A 12628-nucleotide genomic window follows, 5' to 3' on the forward strand; every position below is an offset into this window, starting at 1 on the left:
CTTTATCTAAGAGTTTGATTGTTTCCACGCTGCCGCCATTTTTTTACAAGACCGCAAAGGGACCGATGTTGCCGGAGTAGCATGCCCGGTATGACACATGCAAGATGATAAGGTATAAACAGCCGGTCCGTCACATCCCAGCCCATCCAGTAACGCCCCACCGCATAAAGCCCCCATACACCCACTCCCAGAACAACCAGTACGGCCCCTGCAATTTGTAACCAATCTCTATGCATAATTTCAGTTAACAACGGACACCATCAAGGCTTGCTCCCTTTTTCTTTGTTAGTTAGTGTCTCCCTCCACTGCCGCTGCATGGACTAACAGCAGAATAACAATTACTGTTACTGTTCCCATAACCGGTAGGTGTTGCTGCCCTGATAAATTGTGTTAACGTTGCGGAATCGTCATTATAATCATATGGAGGAGGATCGGCCACATAAGCGATAAGCCGCTGGTGCGCAGAACCGTGAGGCAGGCCCACGTGGCACTGAACACATGTATAAGTAGTGTTGTGATTACCATTACCAGAGTGAGCATTGTTTTTCCAGCCAGTATCATATACAGGATGACATTTTGTGCAGAGGCAATCCGTACTAAAATTGTTGTACCCCTGTTGTGCATCGCCGAGGGTCCACAGGACGCCAGACGAATTTTTCGGCCAGCGGCCTTTCAAAATCGTGGGGCTGGCTGAGCCGTGGGGGCCTGCCGGCGGCAAAGAAGCATCGTCTCCGTGGCAGTCTGAGCAATACATGGTCTGGAGACCCTCATTTTTCCAATCAGTGCCCATCTGAGCATCGGTTAGTGCGGTTGAACCGTCACCTGTCAAGTCGGCTTCCACCGGATGGTATGATGCGTTCTTGTAATTGAACTGAAGGGCGATATTTGTTTGCCCGGTAGGCTGTGTTGTCCAAGTGGAGTGGCATTTGAAACAGAGCTCGTATTCTTTGGTGATTCCCGTTTCATTATCTATGGTACTATACGAAGGTGCAATCCAGGCAGTGCTATTGGTAACCGACACGCCGCTGACACCAAGCAACACATTAGAAACTGCATTGGTTCCTATAGCGTGTGTGCCTGTTTTTGCTACATGGGGATTATGACAATCAACGCACTCGGCATGGCGCTTGTCAGTAACAGCATCATAGGCAAAATTGGCAGGTGTCATGTCCTCGCTTTCACTGTGTCTTCCGGAATAATCATCTGTGGGATGAGCAGAGGCTTTGTTGATCTGGGCCTGAATATCTTTGGTTGCTAATGCCGGACTACCGTCATGGCAGGCCTCACAGAGATCCTCCTCGCGTTTAAAAAGCTGGCTGGGGATCAGGCTTCCATCGTCATATCCATGGGGGTTATGGCAGTTGAGGCAGTTACCGGCATCCGGGGACTGTGGTCCGGGAGGATTTCCATCAGGCCAGGAAAAATTGGCACTGTCATCGTGACTCGAGGCTTCATATTTAATGTACCCCTGATAAATCCCATATCGCCCATTTCCCGGTGTGCCGACTGCTAAGTTGTTGTGGCAGGCATAGCAGAGTTGATTTCTGTCGACGCCGCCATAGTTCTCTTTGAAAAGAGCATAGATATTTTGAGTGTCCCCTGTAGGTGCCGGCTCAACACCTCCAATAGATGCATGCATATCGTGACAGTGGCCGCAATGGCCTATGACATATTCATTTGTTACATCCGGGTGCGCGGTAACACCTGTAACGGCGGATCGGTCCACACCGCTGACGCTGTCGCCATGGGCGGAATCAAGATAAGTCCCTGCATAGGCAAACCCACTTCCCAAAAACATGAGGCTTATCAGCCATGCAAATATTGTCTTCATCTTATTCACCATATTAAGAACTCAGCTCCGCCCTTTGCTTTCCGCTCTCAGCTCTTCGACGTATGGCAGACAACACACCCGCTCATATTGGCCTTGTTATCCCACCGCATGAGTTTGTAGTTGCCGGTTGCATGAGCCCCGTGGCACGAAAGACACATTATAATATCTGTTCCCGGGGCTACAACGTCGTTTGTGGTAGATGTGTTTATCGTGGCATAGACCGTTGATCTGGCAACCGGAGCCGTTGTGGAGTAAGTTGTGTACGATGCGTATTCACCGTCACTTGTTAAAACAATATCTGTTGGGTGCCTGAGCCATGGTGAAGCAGAGCCGATGGTTATATCATCTGTGCCCGGCCCATGGAAGTTACCGTGACATTCAGCACAAAGCCCGCTGATAGAATTTGATCCAGGACTTGATATACCACCTTCACTACCTCTGCTGGAAACTCCATAATATTCATTGTGGATGATGGCTGTTCTGTTTTGCCACGGATAGGTGGCATCCATATTTTCGTGGCCTTTTACACCCAGTAAAAACCGATAGCTGTTGGCTACGGTATCAGCAATATTACAAAGTCCGCTCACCCCGGCATGATGGGCGCCTTTAATACTATCGAAATTGCCGAGTGTAGCGCGGTCGCCGTGACAGCCTTTTGTCCCGGCACAGGTTAAGTCTGTTGTAATTCCGGTATCATTTTCATCACCTGGGGGCTCAGTTAAGATATCTTCAGCATAACCTGTTAAGAGGTCTACATTATGACCATATGCATCGTCGGTTATAATATGTTTAAAATTGCCGGCTGCCAGGTCTGTTTCGCCGGTGGTGTGATAAACTTGGGGGATTTTTTGTCCCAAGGTAACGTATTCCGAACCACTAGGGTCCTGACCATGACAGCCAAGACAGTTGCCGCGTACCAGGCTCGAGAAAGGAGCATCACCAAATCCTCCATATGTCGCCATCGAAGCCCCGGCCTGGCTGTTGTGCATGGTATGGCAGTTTGAGCATTCTCCCGATACCTTGGCCTGAGGAGCGTCTGATGAGGCTATGATCAAAAGGATCAATATTATGCTGAAAGACAACCTTTTCAAAATGGCTCTCCCTTTCTATGGCGGGGCAATGGTTCACGGTTGTCGGTTCACGGTCACGGTTCATGGTTTTTTTCAATGAACTATGTAACTGTGAACCGTGAACTGTTATTCAAACACACTGATGCGTGTATTTGCCCGGTCAACAACAAATATCCGGCCTGAACTGTTTACACATATAAAAGAAGGCCGGTAAAGTCGTCCCTCTCTCCAGCCGGACTGTGAAAAAGCATATAAAAACCGGCCTTTGTCGTTGAATACAAGAACCTGGTTTTTGTGTTGATCCGCTACATAGATCAGCCCTTTTTGATCAACAGCAAGGCTTGTCGGAAAATCGAATTCACCTTTGCCAGAGCCTCTGCTTCCAAACCTTAAAAGAAGATTGCCCTCGCTGTTATAAACGCAAATTGAACCATCAATGGTGCTCAGCACATAAATACGGCCTGTTTCGTCTACCTTCACATCTTTAAGACCCCGGCTTCCCTTGACCAATATCTGCTTTTTGAATTGTAAATTTGAATCAAACAGAAGAATCCTCTGGTTGGCTTTGTCCGCAATATAGAGGCGATCTTCTGAATCAATGGCCATGTTTCCAGGATAAATAGGGTTAGCCCCGGAAACAGCGGAAAAATCGATCGTTTTGATAGATTTTCGCTCAATATCAATCGCCAGGACATTCCCCTTTCCAGGCTCGGCCACAAAAAAGTTGCCCTTGCTGTCTTTGACTATGCTTGTTGGCGAAGTCAGCGCGCCTCCACCGGTAAATTTTGAGATATATTTAAACTCATCATTAAAAACAAATGCAAGAATCCTGCCATTTGTTGTGTCCGTGAAATATAACCTGTTCCTGTTTTCGTCAAAAAAAATACCGCCAAGCAGACCAAAACGGCCTATTTCACTATTTCCGGTGATTGATGTCAGGTGTTTAACCTGTCCTTTTGACGCACAAAGTGCGGTCGCGGGTATGATCAGGAAAAATAATAACAAAATGACGGGTTTTATCTTTCTACGCATAATTACTCCGGAAAATTTAATCAAGAAAACACGAAAGGATTTGGTCATAATTTCGGCCATTTTCACCACAAAGCACACGAAGATCACAGAAAAAGCGCTTGTTTTTACACACCCTGTCCGCTTCCCGCGTCCACCCCTCTTGTTAGAGGGGATTTAGAGGAATTAACCTCCGACATCTGGCTTCTGTTTCTTTTTTTCATTCAGCATTCGATGTTGGATGTTGGACGTTCGATGTTCGACGTTCATTCTAATCTTCTCACCTTCTAACCTTCTCACTCTTCCGCTCTCTGCTCCATCAATACCCCTTATGGCATTGAATACACAACTGCTTTTTTCGATCAAATCTCAAAGCAAAATCATAAGGGCTCCCCATCAGGTTATGACAGGTGCTACATATAATCTTCCCCTTGGTCCTCGGGTCAATGGTATTTTCCCCTACAGGATGGGTGAACGTGGCATGCCTTTTGTGGCAATTAACACACGCGGAAATTTCATCGGTGCTGTATAACAGCTCAAAGTCGGACCCGTGGGGACGATGGCAGTCTGTGCATTTTCCTTCTATAACCAAGGGGTGTTTGTGTTTGTTATTTTTGTCTTTTAAACGATCTTTTGTATCCTGATGACAGGTAGTGCATATTTTTTTCTCTTTTGCCTTTTTTAAACGAGCTTCATCCGAAGCATGCGGGCTGTGGCAGTCTGTGCAAAAAACCCCTTCTCCGACATGAGCGTTGACCTTTTTAAAATCCTCATTAACCGATGGATGGCATGTAATGCAGACCGACACCCCCTTGGTTTTCATGCCCAGTGGATCTGTTGATTCGGCTGGATTATGGCATTGAGTGCATTTCTTACCGGCAAACGGCTTGTGTGAATTCTCCTTGATCAGCTTCGTGCGATTAGAACCGTGGGGATTATGGCAGGAAATACAATCAGCCCCCTGCACAGGATAATAGAGGTGAGATTTTTCCGTCTTTTTATTCTTGACTGTATGGCATGTCACGCATATCTGTTCAGGGCTCTTTTCGACCAGCTCTTCGTAATCGGATGTATGGTGGCTGTGGCAACTTAAACAATTACCCTTTTTTACAGGATCATGCCTGTTCTTTTTCGAAAACATCTCTTTGCCGGCATGGCAGCTAAAACAGAGTTTTTCCCCTCTTGCTCTCAATAATTTTGGATTTTTTGATGAATGAGGGCTGTGACATTTCAGGCACGCTCCTTCCTCAAAAGGGGAATGGCTGTATTTTTTGCCGAAACTCCCTTTTTTGCCTTTATGGCAGGTTTTGCACAGCGCGCTGATCTCATCTTTTGCCAGATGTTCGTAATTTGAAGCATGGGGATTGTGGCAGCTTGAGCATTGATATTTTTTAAAAGGCTCGTGCCGCCCCTTTTGATCCATCTCCTTTTGAACTCCGGGATGACATTCCATACATTTTTTAAAGCCAACCTCCGTGCCTTTTGCATCAGCCGCATGAACCGCTATCTCAGGCAACAGGAATACCATAAAAAATATTAAATAAAATAAAGCTGTGTGATTTTTAACTTTAGGCATTTTAGGCACTTTAGCTCACTTTAGGCACTTTAATTAATGACATTTCTTGCAGTTCCCCTCCTTAAACGGCGGGTGTAAAGCCTTGTGCATCAGGCCCTTGTTTTCCGCACTGTGTGCTTCATGGCAGCTTGTGCAATCTGTTTTATTAATGGCGATTCCGGAGTGTGCATCTACCATGGCCGAATCATTAATGTTGTGACAACCATTGCAAAGGCTCGCCCCTTTGCCTGCAAGCAGGCTTTCAATGTTTGCATAGTGCGGCACATGGCACTTTAGACACATCCCATCCTTTGCCGGCGTGTGCTGAAATTTGTCTTTTTCAATATTAATCTGCATGTCCTGGTGGCATGACAGGCAGAGGCTCTCTGCGGGCCTGTTTAATCGCCCTTTTATTTTGCTTCCATGTGGATTATGACAGGATGTGCATTCTCCCTCTTTGATCGGCATGTGGGTATATTTGCTTTTTTGGGAAAGATCCTGAATGTTTCCGTGACACCCATAACAATTATCCGCCCCTGTTTTAATCAACTGGAAATCGTTGTCACCGGCATGTTCGTCGTGGCATGTAAGACACCGGCCCTTTGCAAAGGATTCATGGACACTTCCCCCCTCAACATCATCGAGCATCCCCTTGTGGCAATTAAAGCAGAGTCTGTCTTTTTTCTGAATCAAAAGCTTTTCTCTGCTTTCTGAGTGTGGGTTGTGGCAGACCACACATTGTCCGATCCTGATCGGAGTATGAACATTAACTCTATCAAAGAGCATCTTCTCTTTTTGATGGCACATGTAACACTGCTCAACCTCAGCGCGTTTGAGCTCAAACTTGTAATCCGATGCATGGGGGTCGTGACAAACAACGCAATCTCCCTTTTTAACAGGATTGTGAACATTCGACCGCGTAAAATCATCTGTCTTGTGACACTGGTAGCAAAGCTTTTTGCCCACTTCTTTTAATACATAATCATTGTTTGATGCATGTGGATTATGGCACGATGTACAATTGTTCTCTTTTACCGGATTATGAACATGCTGTTTCTTAATCAACTCTTCTCTTTCTTTATGGCACGAATAGCAAAGCTTTCCATCAGGCAGAAGCGTTATATGTTTATTGTCCGTGGTGTGGGGGCTGTGGCATGACAGGCAATTCCCATCTTGAACCGGTGAATGGGTATTGGTTTTCTTAAAATCCGCCTCATTTTTTGTATGGCACCCGTAACATAGATCAGCCCCGCTTTTTTTGATGTCTAAAGGGCGCTCTGATTCAGGCTGGTTATGACAGGAACTGCACTGATTCTGATCAAGCGGCGCGTGAGTGAATTCTCGAAACAGTTTTGTGTTTGAAGAAGAATGCGGCGTATGACAGGAAACACAGGAATCTCCCTCTAATTTATAGCCGGAATGACTTTTGATAAATGCAGGGTTTTTAAAATTATGACATTTACCGCAAACATCGGCAGTTGAAGCAAAAAGTGATTTTTCATAATCAGAACCATGAGCATTATGACAGGTCAAACACCCTTTTTCGGATAAGGGCGCATGCTGCATTTTTCTGTTATAGGTATCTTTTTTATGGCAGATAAAACAAAGATTGTTTCCCGCGCCTTTTAAGAGGTTTTTGTTTTCGGACGAATGTGGATTGTGACAGCTTATACACTCTTCTTCTCTTGCCGGGGGATGAGCATGCTTTTTGTCAAGCATGCTTTTCTTTTCTTTATGGCAGGTGTAACAAAGCTTCTTTTCGCTCACCTTCAGGTAAACGCCCCCGATTACGCCGTGGGGTCTGTGGCACGATTCGCACTCATTGTTTTTTACAGGCTTATGGACAACCCCTGCCTTCTTAAACTCATCAGCCTTTTTTTGATGGCACTCAACGCATTTTTTCCTCACAAGCTGCCTGGACACCCTTTTCTCGCAAGAAACAGTTCCAACGATGATAATTGCGATCAATAGCAGCAATAAAGTGGCCGGTTTTATGAATTTCATGGAGTAGTTACCCGGTATTTTTCTTCTATCTGTTTCAGAGCTTTTTTGTTAATCTTTATTCCGGACTCTTTACGCAACTTTGTTAAATATTCAGATATGATTTCGTTGAATTTTTTTTGCCCTGTTGCTTTTTTTAACTTATCGACGACCCTGAAGAACTCTATGGGCTTTCCACCTCTTTTGCCCTTTAATTTAATGATCCTGTATTGTCTGTCGTCGGCGATTACATTGCTGATCTCACCCGGTTTCAGCCGGTTTAACTCCTTACTGATTGCGGGAGAAAAGGAATCGGCATTAACCCATACAGCTCTTTGCCTTGGAATCCATCTTTCCGACACCCGTGCCGCCAAAAACTCAAAGCCCGCTCCCTGCTTTAATTCTTTCAAAGCTTTCTCAGCGTCTTTACTGGCATTAAAGATCATCTCCCCGAACCAGACCTCATACCCTTTTTTATAGTCATCTATATGCTTTTCATAATATTGTGTCAACTCATTTTCCGTTGGAATTATCAGGGGATAGATTAGCTTTGCCTTAAATTCATTGATAAGGAGCCGCTCTTTACGATTTTTAACCATATCCATAAATGCGGGCTCATTGACATAATTTCGCCTTAAAGCTTCCTGGTCGATTAATTTGAATGCTATCAGGTTATCCACAATCTTTTCTTTTAACTCATTTTGCGTTTTTTCCGGATGGTCACTGTTTTTTAACAAGGGCTGCTTCATGGCCTGCATGGTCTGTTTTTGAGTCGCCTGTTTCAAATCATGGAGAAAATCATCAGTGGGAATCGTATCATCATTTACGCTTGCCACCACCGACTTTTCCCCTGTATAATTCTTTTCCAAGTCAAGCAGGTTAATCAGCTCACTGTCAATCCATATATCCGCCTGTTTTCTCAGCTCGGAAATAAAATTATCAGACAGCTCTTTCTCTTTTTCCTTTCCGAGGTTTTTTCTGATTCGCGGCTCTACCTTTTTAAACATCCCTTCAGGGGCTGGCCCATCTTTCTCATAACGCTCTTTAAAATACTCTAAAATATCTTGTTCGCTGATGTTGGTTTTATCAAGAATCTCTTCTTTTCTTAATCTGAGGATTGATTGTGTGGTCACGAAGGATTCAATCTTTTTTGTAAAATCAACAGACCTGTCGAGTTCTACCCTGTAAGCCTCCTGGATCATGAGTCGCTCATCGATAATATCTTCAACAATATCCGTGATTTTGATACTGCCGGCGCCCTCTTCAGGCCGGATTTGCGGCTTATACCTGTGAATATCCTTAAGCCTCTCATAAAGAGCGTCTTCATCAATAAATTCGCCATTTACTTCCGCAAGTACGCGTGTGTCAGGAGAACCGCAATGCAGGATATCTACACCTGCGACTGCAAGCCCAAAAAGCGCCATCAAAGCAAATACTGATAATTTTTTCATCATAAGAAGTTTGAAGTTCCTTCCCCTACGGCATTGTTTCAATCATCTCGCCAACCACTTTCCTGGTCAACTCGCCCACCGACCTGACCTTGCCGAAATCAATAACCTTTAGGTAGTCATCGCCTGTTCTTCTGTGTTGAGCCATCCACAAAATTTCCCCTGTTCGGGCGTCCACCATCCTCGCGCTGATGGAAACCACGGGAACAACATCCCTTTTCTTTCCGTTTATCCCCACAAATTCTTCTATCCGGCCTATGATAACGGCATCCACTCCCAATCTTCTTCCCATAAGATTAATAGTATTAAGATCAACGCCGGTTCTCACAACAATTCGCTCGCCGATAAGAAAGCTCTTGATGTTACCAGGAAATTCCACCTTAAACTTTCTCATTCCAACCAGGTTTGCGACAAAAGCCCCTCTTACAATTTTGTTTGCTTCGGCGCTTTTTGTATTGTTGTAAAAAGACAAAACCGCAACTTTTTTGACCACCGACTGATCATGGTTTTTTCTGACATAGGCGTGCGGGGTGGCAGATAAAGAACAACCCGAGATGAATCCCAGGATAAGAAGCAGAAAAATGAATTTTCTTGTCTGGCTCATCCAATCAAAAATCCTCAACCCATTCATCTGTTTTTTTCTCAGGCTCAACCTCGGTTGCTTCAGGCTTAAGCATCTTTAAGGGTTGTTTTACAAGTTGCAATCTGTTTCCGGCTATGTCTCTTACTTCAAGCGAATACGCAAGTTGCCCCTCTCCTTCGAGGTTCAGGCCTTTGTTTTGTTTTGTTTTAACCGGGAAGACCATGGTTGCCGGGATATCCCCTTTGCCCTCAAACCTTCCTTCTTCAGAGCCTGTCCTGTCGTAAACAATGACTCCCCAATCAGCTATTTCGCTTATATCTTTGATTTCCAGCGACAGGGTAAGGCTTTCTTCATTTTCCTCTGTAAGAAAAACGGCAACCTCGGGCGAAGTTCTGTCAACCACGATATTCTCCTTTGCCGTGAACGTCCTGTTGCCCGCCTTATCTTCCACAAATAATTGACAGAAATATGTTCCATCTTTAACAGTCTTGTATTGATTATTCTCACCCCGCCAGACAAAACCCGCGGGCAGAGCGCCGAAGCCGCCTTCCGATCTCACTACGTTGCCGGCTTCATCTATAATCTTAACCTCCCAGCTTTCTAATATGATTGGGTTCAGGAGTTCAGGAAAAAATTGAATATAGTCATTGATGCCGTCATTATTGGGAGATACAAGCCTTTGCGGAAACGAAAGAGCGATTTCGGGTGGTCTGTTGTGAACAGTCAGAGTGGCCGCGGAGTCTATAATAAAAAGCTTGTTTTGCTGGTCCGATATATAAATCTTCAGCGGATAGACTCCATCAATGGCCGGAGCTGAAATAATTCCAGTATACCACCTTCCGTCCTCGGTTTCAAGGTTAATCTCACTATCAAGAACAAATGCCTTGATATCCAGCAGCTTTCCGGTGATCTCTCTGACCTCTATTGAGACGCGTGTTGAATTGCCGCTTCTTAGCACATCAGGAAAAAAACCTGCATGGCTAATCTCAATCGGAGTTACGGATGCGCCGGCAGGATCAATGGTAGACGGCAAGTTGCTTAATAGTTCCTCCGCTGTGATTTCTACCAGCTTCTTTAAAGAAGTTATCCTGCCCAGGCCGAGAAATGTGACAAAGTCGTCCCCGGTGCGTGAAATAGAGTTAGCCCAGACAACAGAAGCATCAGAACAATTGATCATCTTGGCATTCATGACTACCTGTGGATTTTCATCATTTTCAATGAGATCAACAGACCCTAATATCAGGACATCTGCCTTTAAAACAGCGCCCATTTCTCTGATAGTCGGTCTGTCTAAAAATTCTATTCCGCGGATTCTTCTTTTGATAAGGAAATTTTCCAGAATATTCTGAGAAATAACATTGAATTCATTTTTTATGAGACGATCCGATATAAGACGCGTCACATCAATGGAAATATCTCCAACGGTAAATGTGCCAAAAGGTGTCACAGCCACTTTCTCTATTTTTATCACATTCTCTGCCCCAAAAATGCGACCAGGCAACCCTGGAAGCAAAAAGGCTAAAATAGCTGCTACGATGAATAAGTGTTTTTTCACAAAATCCGGACCTCTATCTCCCACCAAACAAGGTATCAAACATCTCCTCAACCAACTCTCTGCAAAGGTCGCTGGAGCTCTTTTTGCCGATGCCGAAGAGCCGATCCAGAATTGTTGCTCCTTTTACACTGTGTGTCGCCTCCCAGAGTATCTTATAAGATTTTGCATCTATCAGCTTTAAAGAAGCGGAGACTTCCGGATAAGAGCTGGTCCCTGCCCGCGACATACCGTATTCTTCAACCGCTCCAACAATAAAGGCCTGGACATTAAGCCGATTTCCAGCCCTTTCGGCAACACTTTTGCTGATAACGCCTTCTGTTTCCTTAACCCCTTCTTCCTTCAGGATCTTAGCTACCTCTCCAAATTCAACAACATCAAATATACCCCTCCTTAGCACCTCCACAGCCACGACATTCATTAGCTTGCCTTCCGCGTCCTTCTCCTTGGTCAGGTTTTTCAGAGGCACAATGGCCACTGTTTTAATATATGTAAGATCGGCTGTAGGGTGGATATAACTCATGGGACCGCCACAATTGTAAAATAGCGGCAATACCGCAAGTAATAGTATTGTCTGCTTGATGCAACTTATTTTTTTCATCTGTTCTCCATTTAATCCCTAATCCCTGCTCCCTAATCCCTGACCCCTAAAACCTTGCTGAAAGATTTGTGGTAAAAGTCTGTGTTTCCGTAATAATATCCGCCTTCTGGCAACTCCAATTGTAATTGAACCTGAGTGTGAACATCCGGCTTAAGTTCCATGAAAGGTCGGAAGAATAAGTTGAGCTGATAGTATCATTCCTGCTTAAGGTATATCCCATATTAATCTGCGTCTTATCGGTCATCAACCAGTTCATGTTATACTGTTGCTGAGCGGTTTCATCTCCTGACGTATGATCTCTGTCAACGCCATAAGAGCCTCTAAGGTAAAAACCATGGGAGGGCCGCCAGTAAAGCGTGCATTTAGCATCGTGAGTTCTGCCGTCGCTGCTACTGTCCGGATTTTCTGTTTCCGTCCAGTTGTTATTATATTCAATCTCGGCTGTCAACATTCTGGTAAGTTCAAGTCGCAAATTTGAGTTAATATACCTGGTGGTTGTCTCAGATTGGCTGACAGGATTTTCCGAACGGGTGATGTTTGTGTCCACATCCAGATCAGCCCCCTCACGGAGTTTTGCTGATATCTGAAGCAAAGCAGATGAGACCTTTGACTGGGTTTCGCCGTCTTCTTTTGATACAGTGTGATTCACCGAAAGATCGGTGTCAAGGGCTTTTAAAGGGGATGAAAGAAAGTGCAACCGATATGTATCGGTTGTATTATCCGTTGTTTCTGCCTCAGAATCATATTTATATTCCTGCCGTCTGCGATACTCCGGCCGGATTTTGAGATACTTATGAACTTTAAATTCTTTTCCGATGAGACCGGATATATTATGGTTTGATTGCCTGGTTTTGGTTGAATCGGCGTCCGTTTGATCCTTTTCCTGCTCGTCCTGCGTGAAATCATACGTAAAAGAGAGCCAATCCGTAGGCTTATATCTAAGATTTGTCTGGGTGGTTTGTGTAGTCTGATCTGTTTCGGTTGTGGTAAAGGCGGCCTG

At 44.7% G+C, this 12628-nt stretch carries 11 protein-coding genes; all 11 read right to left on the minus strand.

The features are described from left to right. Positions 1–2 precede the first annotated feature (2 nt). Positions 3–236 carry a hypothetical protein gene (locus tag VMW78_04855; protein ID HUV50332.1) on the minus strand — a complete coding sequence of 78 codons (234 nt, stop codon included), beginning with the start codon at positions 234–236 and terminating at the stop codon, positions 3–5. A gap of 53 nt (positions 237–289) precedes the next feature. Continuing rightward, positions 290–1831 (minus strand): cytochrome c3 family protein, encoded by a 1542-nt coding sequence (locus tag VMW78_04860; GenBank protein HUV50333.1) that lies wholly within the window; start codon positions 1829–1831, stop codon positions 290–292. Positions 1832–1878: 47 nt separating this feature from the next. After that, on the minus strand, positions 1879–2922 hold the full coding sequence (locus VMW78_04865) for a cytochrome c3 family protein (GenBank protein ID HUV50334.1): 1044 nt from the start codon (positions 2920–2922) through the stop codon (positions 1879–1881). A gap of 105 nt (positions 2923–3027) precedes the next feature. Continuing rightward, positions 3028–3933 carry an NHL repeat-containing protein gene (locus tag VMW78_04870; protein ID HUV50335.1) on the minus strand — a complete coding sequence of 302 codons (906 nt, stop codon included), beginning with the start codon at positions 3931–3933 and terminating at the stop codon, positions 3028–3030. 295 nt (positions 3934–4228) lie between these two features. After that, positions 4229–5485: a cytochrome c3 family protein gene (locus VMW78_04875; GenBank protein HUV50336.1), complete on the minus strand. Its 1257-nt coding sequence runs from the start codon at positions 5483–5485 to the stop codon at positions 4229–4231. A 33-nt stretch (positions 5486–5518) separates the two neighbouring features. Further along, positions 5519–7468, minus strand: coding sequence for a cytochrome c3 family protein (locus tag VMW78_04880; protein ID HUV50337.1), 1950 nt, complete (start codon positions 7466–7468; stop codon positions 5519–5521). Then, positions 7465–8898 (minus strand): peptidyl-prolyl cis-trans isomerase, encoded by a 1434-nt coding sequence (locus tag VMW78_04885; GenBank protein ID HUV50338.1) that lies wholly within the window; start codon positions 8896–8898, stop codon positions 7465–7467. Before VMW78_04885 ends, VMW78_04880 begins: the two co-directional genes overlap by 4 nt. A 22-nt stretch (positions 8899–8920) precedes the next feature. Next, positions 8921–9496, minus strand: coding sequence for a hypothetical protein (locus VMW78_04890; GenBank protein HUV50339.1), 576 nt, complete (start codon positions 9494–9496; stop codon positions 8921–8923). Between the two features lie 4 nt (positions 9497–9500). Beyond that, positions 9501–11030: a gliding motility-associated C-terminal domain-containing protein gene (locus VMW78_04895; GenBank protein ID HUV50340.1), complete on the minus strand. Its 1530-nt coding sequence runs from the start codon at positions 11028–11030 to the stop codon at positions 9501–9503. Positions 11031–11043: 13 nt separating this feature from the next. Beyond that, the gene (locus tag VMW78_04900) at positions 11044–11628 is read right to left on the minus strand and encodes a GNA1162 family protein (GenBank protein HUV50341.1); all 585 of its coding nucleotides are present in this window, start codon (positions 11626–11628) and stop codon (positions 11044–11046) included. Between the two features lie 46 nt (positions 11629–11674). Further along, positions 11675–12628, minus strand: a 954-nt coding sequence (locus VMW78_04905) for a hypothetical protein (GenBank protein HUV50342.1), incomplete at its 5' end; no start/stop codon positions are given.

This window comes from Anaerolineae bacterium (assembly GCA_035529315.1).
Taxonomy (GTDB): Bacteria; Desulfobacterota; Desulfobacteria; order Desulfobacterales; family ETH-SRB1; genus Desulfaltia.